The following is a 19,423-nucleotide window of genomic DNA, read 5'->3' as shown; positions in this document are numbered from 1 at the left end:
AATTCAGGGTTAACAATCGGGCGCGAGCAGCACGGGAAGGAGTCCTGTGGCAAAGGACCGATCACAGCGCGACGAATACACCACCCCCTTACGCCGCTTGTTGTTGGGGATCGTTGTTTTGTGCCTGCTGGGTATCTTTCTGGTCTGGCGCATTGACAGCCCACGGGTCGAGAGGTTTCGCGCTCAGGTCGTGGATGCCGTGGTGCCCTCGATGGAATGGGCCATGGTGCCGGTCACGGCCACGGTCAACCTGGTCCGCGATTTCCAGAGCTATCAACGATTGAGCGAACAGAACCGGGAATTGCGCAGTGAACTGCGCCGGATGCGCGCCTGGAAAGAGGCGGCGCTGCAACTGGAACAGGAAAACGCCCGATTGCTGGACCTGAACAACGTCCGGCTGGATCCGCGCTTGACCTATATCACCGGTGTTGTCATGGCCGACAGCGGTTCCCCCTTCCGGCAGTCTGTCCTTCTGAACGTGGGACGACGGGACGGTATAGTCGATGGCTGGGCCGCCATGGACGGGATCGGGCTGGTTGGGCGTATCTCCGGCGTCGGCGCCGACACGGCGCGTGTCATCCTGATGACGGACGCCTCGAGCGCTATCCCTGCCACCATCCAGCCGTCCGGGCAGACCGCTTTGATCAAGGGGGACAATACAGCGGTGCCATTGGTCGAGTTTCTGGAAAACCGTGAACTCGTCCGACCCGGCGACCGGGTCATTACGTCGGGCGACGGTGGCGTTTTCCCGGCAGGATTGCTGATCGGTCAGATCACCGCCGATCCGGGTGGCAGGTTGCGCGTGCGTCTGTCCGCCGATTTCGAGCGGCTCGAGTTTCTGCGCGTGCTGCGTTACCAGTCGGCGCCTGCCATTCGCGATTCCGGGGATATCGTTGGTCCGCTGCGACCCGAAGCATCCCTGACCCCGGATGAGGCCGCAGATGGATAAGGCGGTTTCCCATCTCTGGGCCATGCGCTGCCTCTATGTTTTTCTGGTGGTTCTAGTGCTGTTTCTGCATCTGTTGCCGCTGAACACGCAGCCGGACCGCTGGCCGTTTCCGGATGTTCTGATCGCTCTCACATTCGCCTGGGTGCTGCGGCGCCCCGAATACACGCCCATCGCAATTGTGGCCGTTGTCATGCTGATGGCCGACCTGCTTCTGCAACGGCCGCCGGGGTTGCTGGCGGCACTGGTCGTTGTGGCAACAAACTATTTGCGCTCGGCAGCGCCGGGAATGCGGGACATCGGATTTTTTGGCGAATGGAGCTCGGTCGCGGCGGTGATGACCGGTATCTTTGTGCTCAACCGTTTCATTCTGTCGGTTCTGTCGGTCCAGCAGGCCGCCTTTTGGCCGACAGTTGTTCAACTGATTTTGACCATCGCCATCTATCCCTTGATTGTACTGATCAGTCAGAATGGTATGGGCGTCCGCCGTATTTCAGCTGCGGATGCCGGTATTGTCGGGGCGCGGGCATGAAGCAGAAACGCACCAAATCCCAGGGTCTTGCCTACAAACGTCTGCCGCGCCGGGCGTTGGTTCTGGGTGGTTTGCAGGCGGTCTTTATCGGTGGTCTGGCTGCGCGGATGCGGTTTATGCAGGTTGATCAGGCCGATCAGTACCGGCTGCTGGCCGAGGAAAACCGGATCAACATCCGCCTGATCCCGCCGACACGCGGGCGCATCTATGACCGGAACGGGCAGGTCATTGGCCAGAACTCGCCGTCCTACCGGATCGTGATCGTGCGCGAAGACGCGGGTGATATCGACACGGTCATTGCCAAGCTTTCGGAACTGATCCCCCTGAACGAGGATGAGATCGAGCGTGCCCGGACGGAAATGCGCCGGTCCGCACCCTTCCTGCCGGTCACGTTGGCAGATCAGGTCACGTGGGAGGACATCTCGAAAGTGGCGGTGAACGCGCCGGCCTTGCCTGGCGTGACGCCCGAAGTCGGTCTAACCCGCCAATATCCCAGGTATGAGGATTTCGCCCATATCGTCGGTTATGTCGGCCCGGTCAGCGACTACGACCTGAGCCAAATGGAAGACCCCGAGCCGGTTTTGCGCATTCCACGGTTCCAGATCGGCAAGGTCGGGCTGGAGGCCAAGCAGGAGGCCACTCTGCGCGGCAAGGCCGGGGCCAAGCGGGTCGAGGTCAACGCGACCGGTCGCGTGATGCGGGAACTGGACCGCCAGGAGGGTGAAGCCGGGGCCGACCTGCAATTGTCGATCGACGCCGATCTGCAGCAATACGCACAGGCCAGATTGGCCGGGGAAAGCGCGGCGGCCGTTGTGATTGACTGCGAAACCGGCGATCTGCGTGCGATTGCCTCGGCCCCCAGCTTTGATCCCAACCTGTTTGTACGCGGTATCTCGGTCGCCGATTACAGGTCGCTGACACAGGACAAATATCGCCCGCTGGCCAACAAGACGGTACAGGGTACCTATCCACCGGGGTCGACGTTCAAAATGATCACGGCCATGGCTGCGCTTGAGGCCGGTGTGATCGGACCCGGCAACACGGTATATTGCCCCGGTCATCTGAAAGTCGGCAGCCGCAGGTTCCATTGCTGGAAGCGCGGCGGGCACGGTACGGTCGATCTGGAAACCTCTCTCAAACGCAGTTGCGACGTCTACTATTATGATGTTGCCCTGCGCGTGGGCATCGACAGGATATCCGACATGGCCCGAACCTTCGGGCTGGGCATCAAGCACGATATTCCGATGTCGGCCGTGGCAGGGGGGCTGGCGCCAAATCAGGAATGGAAACAGCGGGTCCACGGGCAGGAATGGCTGGTCGGGGACACCGCGAACGCCTCGATCGGTCAGGGCTTCATGCTGGCCTCGCCCATGCAGCTTGCCGTCATGACCGCGCGGATCGCCACAGGCCGCGCCGTGACGCCGCGCCTGGTCCGGTCGGTCAACGGGGTCGAACAGCCCTCGGGCGCAGGTGAGCCACTGGAGGTCAATCAGCGGAACCTGTCACAGGTGCGCAAAGCGATGTTCTCGGTCTCCAATGACCGGCGCGGAACGGCCTACCGCAGCCGTATCATCGCAGATGAGTTTCGCATGGCGGGTAAGACGGGAACCAGTCAGGTCCGCAACATTACCAAGGCTGAACGCGCTGCTGGTGTGATCCGAAATGAAGATCTGCCTTGGGAACGGCGGGACCACGCGCTGTTTGTCAGCTTTGCCCCGTACGATAATCCGAAATACGCCATAGCCGTCGTCGTTGAACATGGCGGCGGCGGGTCCAAGGCGGCCGCCCCTGTCGCGCGGGACATCATGCTTCAGGCGCTCTACAACGGTACGCCCCCGCTTGAGGCGTATCCGGTTGCCGACCGCGAGCGCATCAAGGAACAGCAAAAAAGGCTGGAGGGCGACCGCCGCCCCAAAGCGCGTCCGGATGAAAAGGACCGCGCATGAGCTATCTTGAATATGCCGTCAAATCCACGCCGTCGGGGTTTCGCAAGTTTCTGTATATGAACTGGCCGCTGACCCTGCTGTTGATCAGCACGGCCAGTGCCGGGTTCCTGATGCTGTATTCGGTGGCGGGCGGTTCGTGGACCCCGTGGGCCGAACCGCAGATGGAGCGGTTCGGGATGGGTCTGGCGGCCATGTTCATTGTGGCGCTTGTTCCGATCTGGTTCTGGCGCAACATGTCGGTTCTGGCCTATCTCGGCTCGATCGTTCTGCTGATCTTTGTCGAGCTTTTCGGCACGGTCGGCATGGGCGCGCAGCGCTGGATCGACCTTGGGTTCATGCGGCTTCAACCGTCCGAGGTCATGAAGGTTGCCCTGGTCATGGTGCTGGCCGCCTATTACGACTGGTTGCCGTCTCACAAGACCTCGCGCCCGCTTTGGGTGCTTATCCCTGTTGCCCTGATCCTGATCCCAACCTTCATGGTGCTCAAACAGCCTGACCTGGGTACGTCGATCCTGTTGCTGGCCGCTGGCGGTGGCCTGATGTTTCTGGCTGGTGTCCACTGGGCCTATTTCGCCGCCGTAATAGCAGCAGGTGTCGGGCTGATCGCCACAGTGTTCAACAGCCGTGGGACAGACTGGCAATTGCTCAAGGACTACCAGTTCAGGCGCATCGATACGTTTCTCGATCCTTCCACCGATCCGCTTGGCGCGGGTTACCACATTACACAGTCCAAGATTGCCCTGGGATCCGGGGGCTGGAACGGACGCGGGTTTATGCAGGGCACTCAGTCGCGGTTGAACTTCCTACCCGAGAAACATACCGATTTCATCTTTACCACACTGGCCGAAGAGTTCGGGTTCGTCGGCGGCATCACGCTGTTGATCCTGTATGCTCTGATCCTGATTTTCTGCATGGTTACCGCGCTGACGACCAAAGACCGTTTCTCATCGCTTGTGACTTTGGGCATTGCACTGAACTTCTTCCTGTTCTTTGCCGTCAACATGTCCATGGTCATGGGTCTTGCCCCGGTTGTCGGCGTTCCGCTGCCCATGGTCAGCTATGGCGGCTCGGCCATGCTGGTTTTGATGGCCGCGTTCGGCATCGTTCAAAGCGCGCATATCCATCGTCCTCGTTAATCTGAAAGGCAATCCATGACAGTGAATGTCCTGTTTTCCGCACGTCCCGGGCTTTGGCCGGTTTATGAGCCGTTGCTGCGCCAGGGCCTGTCCGAAGCCGGGCTGGAGTTTGAGTTGTCGCCAGAGATTTCACCGGAACAGGTCGACTACGTGGTTTACGGACCGACGGGCGGATTGCGGGATTTCGGGCCCTTCAGTCGGCTTAAGGCTGTACTTAGCCTGTGGGCCGGAATTGAAAGTATCGCGGACAATGAAACCCTGACTGTGCCGCTGGCCCGGATGGTCGATCACGGGCTGACACAAGGCATGACAGAATGGGTCGTCGGGCATGTGCTGCGCTACCATTTGGGGATGGATCGTCACATCACCGTTCAGGACGGCGTCTGGACGCCCGAAGCACCGCCGCTCGCGCAGCAACGACACGTAACGGTGCTGGGTCTGGGCGCTTTGGGGCTGGCCTGCGCCAAGGCACTGGCCGCGCTGAATTTCAATGTTACCGGTTGGAGCCGCACGCCCAAGGACATCGACGGCGTGACCTGTCTGCATGGGCAGAAGGGGTTGGAAACGGCGCTGTCACAGGCAGAAATCGTGGTTCTGCTGCTGCCCGATACGGCAGCGACGGAAAACACGCTGGACGCGGAAACGCTGGCCCTGTTGCCCAAAGGTGCACGGATCCTCAACCCGGGTCGCGGGCCGTTGATCGACGATGATGCCCTGCTGGATGCGTTGAATTCAGGGCAAGTGGGTCATGCCACGCTGGACGTGTTTCGGACCGAACCACTGCCGCCCGAGCATCCGTACTGGGCACATCCCAACGTGACTGTGACACCTCATATCGCGTCCGAAACCCGCGAGATCACTGCCGCGCAGGTTATCTGCGAAAACATCCGGCGCGGTGAGGCGGGCGAGCCCTTCCTGCATCTGGTGGATCGCCAGTTGGGGTACTGACGACCCATCCAGTTCAGGCGGCGATCAGGCCCCGCCCTTTCAGCAGTGCCTCGACACCCGGCAGACGGCCACGGAAGGCGAGATACAGGTCTTCGGCCTCGCGTGAGCCTCCGGTGGACAGGATGTTGTCCTCAAGCGCCTGGGCGCGATCAGGATCGAAGGCGCTGCCCGCCTCCTCAAATGCCGCAAAAGCGTCGGCATCCATAACTTCGGACCACATGTAGCTGTAGTAGCCGGAACTGTATCCGTCCCCGGAAAAGACATGCGCGAAATGCGGAGTGGCGTGGCGCATTCCGATGGCTCGCGGCATTCCGATTTCGGCCAGAACTTCGGCCTGTTTCGCCATCGGGTCGGCTGGGGCCGCGCCGTCGTGGAATGCCAGATCGACCAGAGCCGAGGCGACATATTCCACGGTCTGAAAGCCCTGATCGAAATTGGCCGCTTTCAGTACCTTCTCCAACATGTCCTTTGGCATCGGTTCGCAGGTTTCTGCATGCGTTGCGTATTCTGCCAGTACCTCGGGCACTTCCAGCCAGTGTTCGTAAAGCTGGCTGGGCAGTTCCACAAAGTCCCGCGCAACGCTTGTGCCCGAGATGCTTTCATAGGTCACATTCGACAGCATCTGATGAAGGGCATGGCCAAATTCGTGAAACAGGGTGCGCGCGTCGTCGTAGGACAGCAGCGCCGGGTCGCCTTTGGCGAAGTTGCAGACATTAATGACAACTGGCGCCTGTTCCTTGGGGAATTTCGCCTGCGCGCGCATTGCGCTGCACCAGGCACCGGACCGTTTGGAACCGCGCGCGAAGTAGTCCCCGATGAACACCGCGATATGCTTGCCATCGCGCGTCACCTCCCACGCGCGGCAATCGGGGTGATAGAGCGGGACATCCAGCGGCTTGAATTCCAGCCCGAACAGCCGATTGGCGCAGGCAAAGGACGCCTCGATCATACGTTCCAACTGCAGATACGGCTTGAGCGCGGCCTCATCCAGATCATGCTCGGCCTTGCGCCGTTTTTCCGCATAATACCGCCAGTCCCACGCTTCCAGCGGCCCGTTGACCCCGTCCTCCTGCATCATTTGCGTCAGGGTTTCGGCATCGGCATCTGCGCGCGCCTTTGCAGGCTTCCAAACCTGCATCAGCAGGTCCCGCACTCGATCCGGCGTCCGGGCCATTTCCGTTTCCAGTTTGTAATCGGCAAAGCTGCCATAACCCAGCAGCGTAGCGCGTTCTTCGCGCAATAACAGGATTTCAGCGGCAATCTCGCGATTGTCGGTTTCCCCGCCTTTTGCACCACGCGCCGCCCACGCGAGATACGCCTGTTCGCGCACATCGCGGCGGGGCGAGAACTGCAGAAACGGCACGATCAAGGACCGTGACAGGGTCACAACCGGGCCATCCAGCCCTTTCTCCTTGCCGGCCGCACGGGCGGCATCGGTAACAAAACCGGGCAGACCGGCCAGATCACCCTCGGTCAACTCCATGAACCAGTCTCTTTCATCCGCCAGCAGGTTCTGGGTGAAGGATGTGCCCAACGTGGCCAGGCGGGATTTGATTTCCTGCATGCGGGTATCGTCATCACCCTGCAACGCCGCACCCGCGCGCACAAAACCGCGATGGGTCAGCATCAGGACACGCGCCTGTTCGTCGGTCAGGCCCAATTCACCGTGCCGCGCCCAAAGATCGGCAACCCGCTGAAACAGAGGTTTGTTGGATGAGATCGCGGAAAAATGGGCCGCCAGTTTGGGTGAGAAATCGCGCTGCAGGGCTTCGCGCGCCGGGTTGCTGTCCGCACCTGCGACGGTAAAAAAGACCGCCAGAACCTTGTCCAGCTGTTCCCCGGCGGCTTCGAGTGCCTCGATTGTATTGGCGAATGTCGGGGCGTCCGGATTTGTCGCGATGGTATCGATCTGGGCGGTGTGCGCGTCCAATGCCCGATCCAGCGCCGGGGCAAAATCATCGTCCGAAATCTCGGCAAATGGGGCGATTGCAAAGGGGGTGTTCCAGTCGGACAGGATCGGGTTGGTCATTCAGATCTCCTTTGTCCGACAAGGTAGGCAGCCTGCCTGTGATGGTCCAGAGGGCGGGCGCGCAAGTCGCCTGAAAAAGTCGCAATCCGGCTTGCATCGGCAGCGTGGCGCACGCAGGGTCGTCGGCAAAGGGAGACAGGATATGACCAAGCCGAACCGTCCCGCCGGGATCATGACCAGGGCCATCCACGCAGGCGATCCGCCGGATGCCTCGACCAACGCGTCTGCTCCGCCGATCCACATGAGCTCGACCTATGTGACCGAGGATCTGGCGGGTTTTTCGGCCCATGACCTGACGCCGGACAGCCCGTTTGTCTATTCGCGCTGGGCGAACCCGACGGTCGCGGGTCTGGAGGCCAAGATTGCCGCGTTGCAGGGGACTGAAGCCTGTCTGGCAAGCGCGTCCGGGATGGCTTCTGCGTCAGCGATCTTTTTCACCGTTCTGTCCGCCGGAGATCATCTGATCGTGTCGGATGTTTCTTATGCAGGGGTCGCGGAACTGGCCCGCGAGACTTTGCCGCGTATGGGGATCGAAGTCTCGGCGGTCAACATGTCCGATCCGGCCTCGGTGGCGGCCGCAATTCGCCCCAACACCCGCCTGATCCACACGGAAACGCCGGTGAACCCGATCGGTCGCCTGACCGATCTGGCCGCCGTCTCGAAACTGGCGCGTGACGCCGGGGCGTTGCTCAGCTGTGATGCGACCTTTGCATCGCCTTTGGGCATGGACACGGTGGGTCTTGGCGTTGATCTGACGATACATTCGATTACCAAATATATCGGCGGCCATGGTGATGCGATTGGCGGCGCCGTTGCCGGGTCCGCCGAGCTGATCGCGAAAATGCGGATCGAGGCGGGTATTCACCATGGAGGCGTTTTGTCCCCCTTCAACGCCTGGCTGATCGCGCGCGGGGCTTCGACCCTACCGTTGCGGATGAAAGCGCATGAGGCTGGCGCAATGGCAGTAGCGCAATGGCTGGAAGGCGACCCACGTGTCACGAAAGTCATCTATCCGGGTCTGGGCTCGCATCCGCAGGCGGATCTGGCGGCACGGCAGATGTCGAACAAATCCGGCATGATCGCATTTCAGGTCGGCCGCGCCGCTGATGGTGAACGTATCGCACAGCAGATGATCGAGCGGCTTGAGGTGATTCACTACGCGGTGTCGCTGGGGCATCATCGCAGCCTGATATTCTGGATGGGAACCGATGGCCTGATGGAGACGTCCTTCCGGCTGAGTGGCGCGCAGCTTGAGGACTACCGCGCCTATGCCGGCGACGGGATTTTCCGCCTGTCTGTCGGGCTGGAAGACGCCGAAGACCTGATCGCCGATCTGGATCGCGCATTGGGTTAGCGCCACGCTCCCGCCCCCGCAGGACACATCAAAGATGTGCCCGGGCGGGGTTGGGCCGGGCCGCGCGCCGCTGGCGCGCGGTGGACAGTGTCAATTCCGGGTGCTTGCGCAGATCGGGCAATCGTCGCGTTTGGACAGGGTGATCTTGCGGCTTTCGCCGTACAGCGCGTCATAGATCAGCATTTCGCCGCGCAAAGCCTGCCCCGCGCCGGTGATGACCTTGATGGCTTCCACCGCCATCATGGATCCGACCACACCGGGTAGGGGTCCAACCACGCCCGCTTCGGCACAGGAAGGAGCCAGCCCGGGGGCGGGGGCTTCGGGGAAAATGCATTGATAGCAGGGGCCATCCGTGGCCGGATCAAAGACGCTCAGTTGCCCCTCCCATTGCGACAGCGCGCCTGAGATCAGCGGCTTGCCAAGCGCGACTGCCGTTCGGTTGGCCAGATAGCGAGTGTCGAAATTGTCGGTACCGTCCAGGATCAGGTCAAAGTCACGAAACAGTTCTTCGGCGATGTCGTTTGTCAGGCGGCGATGATAGGGCAGGACCACCACATTCGGGTTCTGCGCCTCCATTGCCTGTTGGGCGGAAAACACTTTGGGCATGCCGATATCCGCGTCCCGATGGATCACCTGCCGCTGCAGGTTGGCGTTTTCGACCTCATCATCGTCGATCACGCCGATTGTGCCGACACCTGCCGCTGCCAGATATTGCAGGGCCGGGGCGCCAAGCCCGCCGGCACCAATGACCAGAACCCGCGCCTTTTTCAGCCGTTTCTGCCCGGGTCCGCCCAGTTCGCGCAGAACGATGTGTCGGGCGTAGCGGTCAAGTTCGGTTTCGCTGAATTGATCAGATGGCATAGCAGGCTCCTTGGCAGGCACTGCGCGAGCGCGCAGCATCCTCAACAACCTGCCATAAATCAGAGCAAGACCGGCCGCGCCACCCAGGATCAGCCAGACGGCCGCCGATCCGCCGGTCGCCTGCCTTAGCGGGTTTCCATCCGGCAGCACCAGTTGGGCAATGATGACCCCGGCCAACAATACGGCAACGGATACATTCCGCGCCCCGCGTGAAACTCCGGCAAAATACCCGATGCCCCAAAGCCCGGCGGCAAGCCCCAGAACCAGTATCATCAGCCGCGCCCGGTCGAACCGAAGCCACTTGCCCCGCGTTCGGTGTCGGACAGGGCAACCGCGGCCTCGAACACGGCCTGCACAACCGGGGCCACCACAAGTTGCGCAATGCGTTCGCCATGCGTGATCTCGAACACATCCTGCCCAGCATTCAGAACGATCACACCCAACGGGCCGCGATAGTCGCTGTCGATGGTGCCGGGCGTGTTTGGCAAGGTAATTCCGTGTTTCAGCGCAAGCCCGGAACGGGGGCGCACCTGCACCTCATACCCGTTGGGAATTTCGATCCGCAGCCCGGTCGGCACCAGTGCCCGCTGACCCGGTTCAAGCCGGATCGGCGCGCCACCCGGCAGATTGGCCCGCACGTCCGCGCCCGCCGCGCCCGATGTTTCATACGAGGGCAGGGGAACCGAAGGGTCCGCTCCATCTTCACGGATTACACGAATTGCTACCATTGCTGCACCTCTTGCCGTGCCACGCGGGGCCGGTATCTTATTCTGTCAAAGCGTCGGCGATTTTGGCGGCCAGTTTCCGGGCCACTTCATCCTTGCCCATGCGAGGCCAACTTTCGGCCCCATCTTGCGAGATGAGGGTCACGGCGTTTTCCGAACCGCCCATGATGCCCGTCGCGGGGCTGACATCGTTCGCGACGATCCAGTCGCATCCTTTGCGCGTGCGTTTGGCCGTCGCATTTTCGACTACGTCATTGGTTTCGGCGGCAAAGCCGACAACCAGTCTGGGCCGCCCTTCCGTCATGTGCGACACACGTTTCAGGATGTCAGGGTTTTCGGCAAACTCCAGCGCGGGCAGGCCGTCGCGGCTTTTCTTCAGCTTCCGATCGGACGCGCTGGCAACCCGCCAGTCAGCCACGGCTGCGGCAAACACGCCGGCATCGACAGGCAGGGCTGCATCGACCGCCTCGGACATCTGGCGCGCGGTTTCCACTGGGATGACCTGCACGCCATCGGGCGGAGGTACATCTGCTGGGCCGGTTACAAAGATCACGTCGGCCCCCAGGGATGCCAGCGCGCGGGCCACGGCCGTGCCTTGCGCGCCAGACGACCGGTTGGCGATATAGCGCACCGGGTCGATGGGTTCGTGGGTCGGTCCCGACGTCACCAGAATACGCTTTCCGGACAGGGGGCCATTGCCCAATGCGGCCTCGATCGCGGCCACGATCTCCAGAGGTTCCGACATGCGGCCCGGTCCGAACTCGCCGCAAGCCATATCGCCTTCGTTCGGACCGACGAACCGGACGCCATCGGCCTGCAATTGCCTTAGGTTTCGTTGCGTCGCGGGATGATCCCACATACGCACATTCATTGCGGGTGCGCACAGCACGGGCGTATCCGTTGCCATCAACAGGGTCGAGGCCAGATCATTAGCGAGCCCAGCAGCCATCTTGCCCATCAGATCCGCCGTTGCCGGAGCCACTACGATCAGGTCAGCAGAACGGGACAGCTGGATATGGCCCATCTCGGCCTCATCCGTCAGATCGAACAGATCTCGGTAGAGTTTTTCTCCGGCCAGAGCGGACACGGACAAGGGCGTCACGAATTCTTCTGCCGCGCCCGTCAGGACCGGAGTTACCGCCGCACCGCGTTCTTTCAGCCGCCGGATCAGGTCCAGCGACTTGTAAGCCGCAATCCCGCCGCCAATGATCAGCAATATGCGTTTGGATGCCAGCATCATATGCCCTTCCCGTCCCGGTCGGTCCCGACATTAGGCAACGCAGGCAGGTTGTTCCAGTTGTTAATTCTGTACACCAAAGGCTTCGCACGGATCTTCTCGCTCGGCAGTGGGGCTGTCGATTACAGCGTCAAACGTGCCTTCGACAACACCATCTTCGGACTGGCCCAGAACATAAACCTTCAGACCGGGGCTCAGGCGCGACAGGAAGGTCGGAATACCGCGATCCTTGCGAGCGTGGCCGTTGCCCGTGATAACCGCGACCGGCCCGCCGGTTTCATCCTTTGCGCGCAGGATCGCGCGGGTCAGAACTGCGTCCCGCAACCTTTGAATCGCAACCATCTGGGGCAACATCTCGGTCGGTACCGCATTGCAATGCGCGGCAAGCTGATCGGCCTCGCGCGCGGCCTGATCATCGGCTGACAGGGGAACGGTCAGACCGTAGCGCGCCGCATCGGCGCCGAACGTCGTGGCGGCACCTCGTTCCATGGCAGTTCGGGCGGCCTTTCGTGGAACCATCGCCCCGTAAATCGGCGCATCCGTTGCCTCGAAGACGGGGTAATACATGCTGAGCGGTGGCCAGCCTGACTCGGCCCATTGCAGAATACGTGACAATTCCTCGGGGTCGGAGGCTGCCGTCTGAGCCAGACGTTTGGCACCCTCTTCCGTCACCATTTCCCAAACCACGGCAGAAGGCGAAACCGCCTCAAGCGCCTGGGTCTGAACCATGTGATGGCGCGGGTTGTCGTGAATTTCACCCAGTATGACCACATCCGCCGCCTGCATGGCGGCCGCCACATCATCGGGGATCAGGCCGTCGGCCTGTCCGGGTCGCGCCAACCCAGAGGTAAGGGTCAGGGCCCAAACAAGAATCGCAAAATGTTTCATGCGATGAAGTGTTGCACCTCGCGCGATTGGCCTTCAAGGTTCTTACGCATTTTCACAAAGGCGGCGGCTTCAAGCTGACGCACCCGTTCCTTTGACAATCCCAGTTCCTGCCCGAGGCTTTCCAATGTCCGGGAAGGTTCACGCAGTTTGCGCTCGCGCACGATGAAACGCTCGCGCTCATTCAGCGATTGCATCGCTTTCAGCAACCATTCACGCAGCTGTTCGGTGTCATGACGGCTTTCCACGGTTTCAGCGGCCTGCTCGCGATCGTCCTCAAGCGCGTCGATCCATTCGCGCCCGTCTTCATCGGCTGACTGCACCGCATTGAGCGAGAAATCTGAACCGGACAGACGCCCCTCCATCATTTCGACGTCGCGCAGCGGGACACCGATTTCGGCCGCGATCATCTGGTGAAGCTGATGGCGATCCAGTTCCATACCCTCGGTCGCTGCTTCACGTTCCAACCGGGCCTGAACCCGCCGCATGTTGAAGAACAGAGATTTCTGCGAAGAGGTCGATCCGGTCCGCACCATCGACCAGTTTCGCATCACGTAATCCTGCACGCTGGCCTTGATCCACCAAACCGCATAGGTCGAAAAGCGCACGCCGCGGTCCGGATCAAACTTGTCGGCGGCTTTCATCAGGCCCAACCCGGCCTCCTGAATCAGATCATTCATCGGCGCGCCATAGCGCTTGAACTTGGCGGCCATTGAAATCGCCAAACGCATATAGGCGGTGATCAGGCGATGCAGCGCCTGCTCATCTCGTTCATCCCGCCATGCATAAGCCAGCCGAAGTTCGGTTTCAGCGTCCAGCAGCTCGGCTTTCATTGCCTGCCGGGACATCGAAAAATCTTTTGCGTTATCCAGTGCCATGCAAATCTCCCCTTTCACAGGCGCGGGCCGGGCTTGCCATGCCGACCTGGTGTCGATACGCACAGAAAGACCAGATGGATCATTTGAAAGGTAGGGATCGTGAGCTCCGATTTAACCTTTGTACTGGGCGGGGCGGCCTCGGGGAAATCTGCCTTTGCGGAACAACTGGTTGTTTCAACTGCAAAAAGCCGGGTTTATCTTGCAACTTCACAAGTGCTTGATGGCGAGATGCACGCCAAGGTTCAGCGCCATCTGGATCAGCGCGGGGAAGGCTGGACCACGATTGAGGCGCCCATGGATCTGGCCCCGGTTCTGGCCGAACTGGCAGCGGATCAGATCTGTCTGATCGATTGCGCCACCATGTGGCTGACCAACCATTTGCTTGCAGAATCCGATCTGCAATCTGCGCAGGAGGATTTGCTGAACGCACTGCGCGATTGCCCGGCCCGGCTGGTTGTCGTGTCCAACGAAGTCGGTCATGGCATCGTGCCCGAAAACGCGCTGGCCCGCCGGTTCCGCGAGGCGCAGGGGCGTCTGAACATTGCGCTGGCCGCGCAGGCCAAGCTGGTCGTGCAGGTGACAGCCGGATTGCCGCTGGTCCTCAAGGGGCAATTGCCATGACACGTTTGTTTCTTGTCAGACACGGGCCCACACATGCCAAAACCATGGTCGGCTGGTCGGATCTGCCTGCTGATCTGAGCGATCAGGCCGCAATTGACCGGTTGCACGAGCACCTGCCATCAGATGCTCTGATCGTGTCATCCGACTTGTCCCGTGCGGCGGATACGGCAACGGCCATTCAGGGCACGCGGAGACGGTTGCCGCATCACCGTGATTTGCGGGAAATCAACTTTGGCCGCTGGGAGATGCGCGCCTTTGCCGAGATCGAGGCGGAAGATCCCGAACTTGCATTTGCCTATTGGGACAATCCCGGCGACATACGCCCGCCCGGTGGAGAAAGCTGGAACGACGTGCGCCTGAGGGTGGACCGGGCCATTGATCGGCTGATCGCAGCGTACACGGGCGCGGATCTGGTCATTGTCGCCCATTTCGGCGTTATCCTGACACAGGTGCAACGCGCGCTTGATCTGGATGCGCAACAGGCATTTTCACACCGGATAGACAATCTGTCGGTGACGCGGATTTCGCGGGACGGCAGCACATGGTCGGCCGGGCCAATCAATCATCTTCCGTGATAAGAGTGCCCACAATTCTCTGATTTACTGATGCAAAGCCCTGCGGCATCGTTGCCGCATGACTTATGACCTGTATATCGGGGACCGCCTGTTTTCCAGCTGGTCCATGCGTGGATGGCTGATGCTGGAAAAGTTCGGCCTGCCTTATCGAAGCCATTTGATCGGTCTGTATTCCGGCACGATGGACGAAGACATGAAACCTCTGGCTCCGGCACGGCTTGTGCCGGCCTTGCGTTTGCCGGACGGAACTGTGGTTGGTGAAAGCCTGGCCATGGCCGAGGCGCTGGCTGAACGGCACGCCGAGGCAGGCTTGTGGCCCGACGAACCGGCGGCCCGCGCAATCGCGCGCTGGCTTTGCACTGAAATGGTTTCGGGTTTTTCGGCGTTACGCAGCCAATGCCCGATGCAACTGCTTCACTGTTGGGTGGGTTTTGACCCTTCGCCCGAAACCCTGTCAGACCTGAAGCGCATCGAAACATTGTGGGATCACGCTCGTTCGGTGTCCGGTGCGGCTTCGGGTCCGTTGTTCGGCGCGTATTCTCTGGCAGATGTATTCTATACACCAGTTGCGGCCCGCATCATTGGCTATGGGCTGCCGGTGTCATCGGCAAGTCGCGACTATTGTCTGGAGCTGCTCTCGGACCCTTGTGTAAGGCAATGGCGGGCCATGGGGTTGACCGTGCAGTACGATCCTTTTCCTTACGCACAGGACCTTTCTTCAATCCCGTGGCCCATCGGCGGGGTTTCACAGGCGAGGCCAGTTGCAAGCGGCCCCTCCGCCAATGAAAACTGTCCCTATTCCGGTAAAGTAGCCACCCACTTCCTGGAGCTTGACGGCGCAAGTTGGGGGTTCTGCAACGCGTTCTGTCGGGACAAGACGGTGGCCGACCCCGAAGCATGGCCGAAATTCAAGGCGATGGTCGGGAAATGAACACCGCTGTTAACCATTCCTAAACCGCACCCATGGCAGCAACGTCCTGTTAACCAACAACAGGAAGACAATGGTTGCCCGCGCCCACACTGTCGCATTTCAAGGGGTTGATGCCCGTCCGGTCGAAGTTCAGTGCGCCGTTTCACCGGGGTTGCCAGCCTTTTCGATCGTAGGCCTGCCGGACAAAGCCGTGTCCGAAGCGCGCGATCGTGTGCGCAGCGCCCTCAGTTCCATGGCCATCGCCCTGCCGTCCAAACGGATCACCATCAACCTGTCGCCCGCCGATCTACCGAAAGAGGGCAGCCATTTCGACCTGCCCATCGCCGTGGCCCTGCTGTCGGCGCTGGAGATCATTCCTGCCGATGCCGTGGAAGGCACAATTGCGCTGGGCGAGCTGTCCCTGGATGGATCGCTGGTCCCCGTCGTCGGCGCCTTGCCTGCGGCCATGACCGCCGCTGCCGAGGATCGTTCCCTGTTGTGCCCCAAAGCCTCAAGCGCCGAAGCGGCCTGGGTTGATGCTACGCAAGTGATCGGCGCCGAATCTCTGGGCGATGTGGTCCGGCATTTCTCGGGTCAGTCGCCATTGCCGGTCGCGCAGCCCGGCGAAGTGACACTTGCGCCCATTGCGCGAGACCTGCGCGATGTGAAGGGGCAGGAACGCGCCAAACGGGCGCTGGAAATTGCTGCGGCGGGGCGACACCACCTGATCATGATCGGCACACCGGGATCGGGCAAATCAATGCTGGCCGCCCGGTTGCCCGGTATCCTGCCACCGCTGACAGCGGTCGAAACATTGGAAACCTCGATGATTCAGTCCCTTTGCGGCTTGCTGGACGAAGGCGGCATTAACCGCAGCCGCCCCTTTCGCGAACCGCACCACACCGCTTCGATGGCGGCCATCGTCGGCGGCGGAAAGGGTGCCAAACCCGGTGAGATTTCGCTGGCCCATAACGGGGTGCTGTTCATGGATGAGTTCCCCGAGTTTCCGCGCACCGTGCTGGAAACTTTGCGCCAGCCAATCGAAACCGGCGAGGTCATGGTCGCCCGCGCGAATGCGCACGTGAAATACCCTTGCCGGTTCATGCTGGTTGCGGCCGCAAACCCATGCAAATGCGGCTATCTGAGCGATCCTGCGCGTGCCTGTTCGCGGGTTCCGATGTGTGGCGAGGATTACCTGGGGCGCATTTCCGGTCCTTTGATGGATCGTTTTGACCTGCGAATCGAAGTTCCCCCGGTCGGGTTTACCGATCTGGATCTGCCGCCGTCAGGTGACAGTTCGGCTGTGGTTGCAGCGCGCGTGGAACGGGCGCGTGGCATTCAGGCAGCGCGATTTCAGGGAAACCCGTCGGTGCGTCAAAACGCTGATATTGAGGGGGCGCTGCTGGAGGAGGTTGCCGCGCCGGACGCCGAAGGCAGGGAGTTGCTGTTGAAAGCGGCCGAACGGTTTGGACTGTCAGCCCGCGCGTTCCACCGTATCCTGCGCGTTGCGCGCACGATTGCGGATCTCAACGGCGCGCCTGACATCCGCAAACCCCATGTGGCCGAAGCGCTGAGCTTTCGCATCAGCGCCCGGGCGATGGCCTAGAGCTTTTCCTCAATTGCGTCCCAGATTTTGCCTGCGACGTTGACCCCGTCGAACCGTTCCAGTTCCTGAATGCCGGTGGGCGAGGTGACGTTGATCTCGGTCAGATAGTCGCCGATCACGTCGATGCCGACAAACACCTGGCCTTTTTCCTTCAGCAGCGGACCGATCTTGGCGCAGATTTCCAGATCCCGGTCGGACAAGCCGATCTTTTCGGGCCGGCCGCCAACGTGCATGTTGGACCGTGTCTCGCCCTTTGCAGGAACACGGTTGATGGCACCAACCGGTTCCCCGTCCACCAGAATCACGCGTTTGTCGCCGTTTTGGACATCGGGCAGGAATTTCTGCACGATCAGAGGTTCACGCGAAAAGCCCGTGAAAAGTTCATGCAGCGAGGTCAGGTTGCGGTCATTGGTATCCAGGCGGAACACACCGGCGCCGCCGTTGCCGTAGAGCGGCTTCAGGATGATGTCGCCATGTTTTTCCTTGAAGGTTTTGATTGTCTCCAGATCCCGCGCAATTGTGGTTGGCGGGGTCAGGTCAGGAAAATCCAGAACCAGCAGTTTTTCCGGGTAGTTGCGCACCCAGAAGGGATCATTCACCACAAGGGCGTGCCCGTTCAGGCGGTCCAACAGGTGCGTGGAGGTGATGTAGTGCATGTCGAACGGTGGGTCCTGCCGCAGCCAGATCACGTCGAAATCGGCCAGATCCACTTCGCGTTCTGGCCCCAGAACCGCAGGATCGCCGGGAACGCGCTGTACCGTCATGTCCCGGCCAAGCGCTGTAATGCGACCTTCCTGATAAGCCAGTTGATCGGGTCCGTAGAAAAACAACTGATGTCCGCGGGCCTGTGCCTCTTCCGCCAGCCTGAACGAACTGTCTGCATTGATGTCCACGGTCCCGATTGGGTCCATCTGAAAGGCGATTTTCATGGCGTATCCCTCGTTTTCTCGCCTGATACATGGCGCAGAGGGGCAGGGGGTTCAATGGCGATCAAACCTGACCGAAGGCGTTTTCGATGATTTGAACCGCTCCGCTCGCGTCGACCAGAGCCGCGTCAAATCGGACATTCGTCAGCTGCCCATTGGGTTCATGCTCCAGAAACTGGGCTGCGGAGGCGTAGATTCGGCTGATCTGGCGGGGGCTGATCCGCGCCGCGGCCTTTTCAAAACTACTGCTTTTCTTGACTTCTATGAAGACGATGCCGTCCGCATCGCGTGCAATCAGGTCGATCTCACCACCGGCCCCGCGCCAACGACGGTGAGTGATGGTAAAACCACGTCGTTCATAATCAGCTGCAACGCACAGTTCCGCAGACTGACCCGCGTGGTAGGAAATTGAACCTCTGACCGAACGACTGGCCATTTCACTCCTTCCCGAGTTTCAGAGCCTTCTGATAGAGGGGGCGGCGCGGCAGTTTGAACATCTGCGAGACAAGATCAGCCGCGTCCCGAACCGAATGGGTTTCCAAAGCTCTTTGCAGAGCCTCTTCTACGTCAGAGTCCTTAACGGTTTGCGAATGGCCGCGATCAACCAGCAAGACAACTTCACCTTTTACGGTTTCGCCGCGATAGGCGTCGGCCAGATCGCCAAGCGTGCCGCGCCGGACCTCTTCAAATTTCTTGGTCAGTTCGCGGCACAGCGCGGCCTGACGGTCGGGTCCAAGACCCTCGGCCAGATCGGACAGGCTGGCGGCGACGCGCTTTGGTGATTCGTAGAACACCAGCGTACCGGGTATGTCGCGCAGCGCCTCTATCCGGCTGCGGCGCGCGCCCGAGGCATTGGGAAGAAAGCCTGCAAAAAAGAACGCATCCGTGGGCAAACCGGCAAGCGTCAAGGCCATCAGGGCCGCAGAAGGTCCCGGGGCACAGGTCACGGAATGCCCGGCCTCGGCCGCCTGTCGTCCAAGATCGTAGCCGGGGTCGGCAATCAGCGGCATCCCGGCTTCGGATGCGTAGGCCACCGACAATCCCTGCGCCAGGGCGTCCAGGATTTTCTGGCGCGCGCCTGCACTGCTGTGGTCGTGGTAGGCCTGGATACGCCGCCCTTCCAAGGGGATTCCATGAATCTCCATCAGGCGCCGCAGGCTGCGGGTGTCTTCGGCGGCGATCATGTCAACCGAGGCCAGTACATCCAGCGCCCTGAGCGTGATGTCGCGCGCCGTTCCGATCGGAGTGGCAACAAAATACAATCCCGCGCCTAATCTGACCTTCTGGAAATTCAAAGCTGGACCCTCA

19 protein-coding genes are annotated in these 19,423 nt (G+C 60.9%); 10 read left to right on the top strand and 9 right to left on the bottom strand.

The window, feature by feature from the left end; genetic code table 11:
- The first annotated feature begins 46 nt into the window (after positions 1-46).
- The 5 genes from mreC to ACR0JW_RS11790 are packed head-to-tail and all read left to right on the top strand — an operon-like array spanning position 47 to position 5,508.
- Positions 47-949, top strand: coding sequence for a rod shape-determining protein MreC (gene mreC, locus ACR0JW_RS11810; RefSeq protein WP_170681826.1), 903 nt, complete (start codon positions 47-49; stop codon positions 947-949).
- Positions 942-1,478, top strand: coding sequence for a rod shape-determining protein MreD (locus ACR0JW_RS11805; protein ID WP_170681827.1), 537 nt, complete (start codon positions 942-944; stop codon positions 1,476-1,478). Before mreC ends, ACR0JW_RS11805 begins: the two co-directional genes overlap by 8 nt.
- Entirely contained in the window at positions 1,475-3,424 is a 1,950-nt protein-coding gene (gene mrdA, locus ACR0JW_RS11800) for a penicillin-binding protein 2 (RefSeq protein ID WP_170681828.1), read from the top strand. Before ACR0JW_RS11805 ends, mrdA begins: the two co-directional genes overlap by 4 nt.
- Positions 3,421-4,560: a rod shape-determining protein RodA gene (gene rodA / locus ACR0JW_RS11795; protein WP_170615727.1), complete on the top strand. Its 1,140-nt coding sequence runs from the start codon at positions 3,421-3,423 to the stop codon at positions 4,558-4,560. The genes mrdA and rodA overlap by 4 nt, the downstream gene beginning before the upstream one ends.
- A gap of 15 nt (positions 4,561-4,575) precedes the next feature.
- Positions 4,576-5,508 carry a 2-hydroxyacid dehydrogenase gene (locus ACR0JW_RS11790; protein ID WP_170681829.1) on the top strand — a complete coding sequence of 311 codons (933 nt, stop codon included), beginning with the start codon at positions 4,576-4,578 and terminating at the stop codon, positions 5,506-5,508.
- 13 nt (positions 5,509-5,521) lie between these two features.
- Here the strand turns inward: ACR0JW_RS11790 and ACR0JW_RS11785 are convergent, their stop codons facing one another.
- Positions 5,522-7,537: a M3 family metallopeptidase gene (locus ACR0JW_RS11785; RefSeq protein ID WP_480713941.1), complete on the bottom strand. Its 2,016-nt coding sequence runs from the start codon at positions 7,535-7,537 to the stop codon at positions 5,522-5,524.
- Between the two features lie 142 nt (positions 7,538-7,679).
- Between ACR0JW_RS11785 and ACR0JW_RS11780 the strand changes: the two genes are divergently transcribed.
- On the top strand, positions 7,680-8,891 hold the full coding sequence (locus ACR0JW_RS11780) for an aminotransferase class I/II-fold pyridoxal phosphate-dependent enzyme (protein ID WP_170681831.1): 1,212 nt from the start codon (positions 7,680-7,682) through the stop codon (positions 8,889-8,891).
- Between the two features lie 90 nt (positions 8,892-8,981).
- Here the strand turns inward: ACR0JW_RS11780 and ACR0JW_RS11775 are convergent, their stop codons facing one another.
- The 5 genes from ACR0JW_RS11775 to ACR0JW_RS11755 form a co-directional block, all read right to left on the bottom strand.
- Positions 8,982-10,025 carry a molybdopterin-synthase adenylyltransferase MoeB gene (locus ACR0JW_RS11775; protein WP_170681832.1) on the bottom strand — a complete coding sequence of 348 codons (1,044 nt, stop codon included), beginning with the start codon at positions 10,023-10,025 and terminating at the stop codon, positions 8,982-8,984.
- Positions 10,025-10,480, bottom strand: a complete 456-nt coding sequence (gene dut, locus ACR0JW_RS11770) for a dUTP diphosphatase (protein WP_170615717.1) — start codon at positions 10,478-10,480, stop codon at positions 10,025-10,027. The genes ACR0JW_RS11775 and dut overlap by 1 nt, the downstream gene beginning before the upstream one ends.
- Before the next feature lie 37 nt (positions 10,481-10,517).
- Complete coding sequence (gene coaBC / locus ACR0JW_RS11765) at positions 10,518-11,714, bottom strand: bifunctional phosphopantothenoylcysteine decarboxylase/phosphopantothenate--cysteine ligase CoaBC (RefSeq protein WP_480713974.1); 1,197 nt, start codon at positions 11,712-11,714, stop codon at positions 10,518-10,520.
- A 63-nt stretch (positions 11,715-11,777) separates the two neighbouring features.
- On the bottom strand, positions 11,778-12,602 hold the full coding sequence (locus ACR0JW_RS11760; RefSeq protein ID WP_170681834.1) for a ChaN family lipoprotein: 825 nt from the start codon (positions 12,600-12,602) through the stop codon (positions 11,778-11,780).
- Positions 12,599-13,477: an RNA polymerase factor sigma-32 gene (locus tag ACR0JW_RS11755; RefSeq protein WP_170615711.1), complete on the bottom strand. Its 879-nt coding sequence runs from the start codon at positions 13,475-13,477 to the stop codon at positions 12,599-12,601. Before ACR0JW_RS11755 ends, ACR0JW_RS11760 begins: the two co-directional genes overlap by 4 nt.
- Positions 13,478-13,576: 99 nt before the next feature.
- Between ACR0JW_RS11755 and cobU the strand changes: the two genes are divergently transcribed.
- The 4 genes from cobU (at position 13,577) to ACR0JW_RS11735 (ending at position 17,189) form a co-directional block, all read left to right on the top strand.
- Positions 13,577-14,098 (top strand): bifunctional adenosylcobinamide kinase/adenosylcobinamide-phosphate guanylyltransferase, encoded by a 522-nt coding sequence (gene cobU, locus ACR0JW_RS11750; protein WP_170615708.1) that lies wholly within the window; start codon positions 13,577-13,579, stop codon positions 14,096-14,098.
- Complete coding sequence (locus ACR0JW_RS11745; protein ID WP_170825253.1) at positions 14,095-14,673, top strand: histidine phosphatase family protein; 579 nt, start codon at positions 14,095-14,097, stop codon at positions 14,671-14,673. Before cobU ends, ACR0JW_RS11745 begins: the two co-directional genes overlap by 4 nt.
- A 58-nt stretch (positions 14,674-14,731) precedes the next feature.
- Positions 14,732-15,604, top strand: coding sequence for a glutathione S-transferase (locus ACR0JW_RS11740; protein WP_170825254.1), 873 nt, complete (start codon positions 14,732-14,734; stop codon positions 15,602-15,604).
- Between the two features lie 70 nt (positions 15,605-15,674).
- The gene (locus ACR0JW_RS11735) at positions 15,675-17,189 is read left to right on the top strand and encodes a YifB family Mg chelatase-like AAA ATPase (RefSeq protein WP_480713940.1); all 1,515 of its coding nucleotides are present in this window, start codon (positions 15,675-15,677) and stop codon (positions 17,187-17,189) included.
- Here ACR0JW_RS11735 and gshB read toward each other — a convergent pair.
- The 3 genes from gshB to rsmI form a co-directional block, all read right to left on the bottom strand.
- Positions 17,186-18,118 carry a glutathione synthase gene (gshB, locus tag ACR0JW_RS11730; RefSeq protein WP_170681839.1) on the bottom strand — a complete coding sequence of 311 codons (933 nt, stop codon included), beginning with the start codon at positions 18,116-18,118 and terminating at the stop codon, positions 17,186-17,188. The genes ACR0JW_RS11735 and gshB overlap by 4 nt on opposite strands.
- A 61-nt stretch (positions 18,119-18,179) precedes the next feature.
- Entirely contained in the window at positions 18,180-18,551 is a 372-nt protein-coding gene (locus tag ACR0JW_RS11725) for a YraN family protein (protein ID WP_170681840.1), read from the bottom strand.
- A gap of 1 nt (position 18,552) precedes the next feature.
- Positions 18,553-19,410 carry a 16S rRNA (cytidine(1402)-2'-O)-methyltransferase gene (gene rsmI / locus ACR0JW_RS11720; RefSeq protein WP_170681841.1) on the bottom strand — a complete coding sequence of 286 codons (858 nt, stop codon included), beginning with the start codon at positions 19,408-19,410 and terminating at the stop codon, positions 18,553-18,555.
- Positions 19,411-19,423: the final 13 nt, after the last annotated feature.

The organism is Ruegeria sp. BG6, from assembly GCF_056538465.1.
Note: the sequence above shows the minus strand (reverse complement) of the source record. Positions and strands in the feature narration are given on the sequence as shown.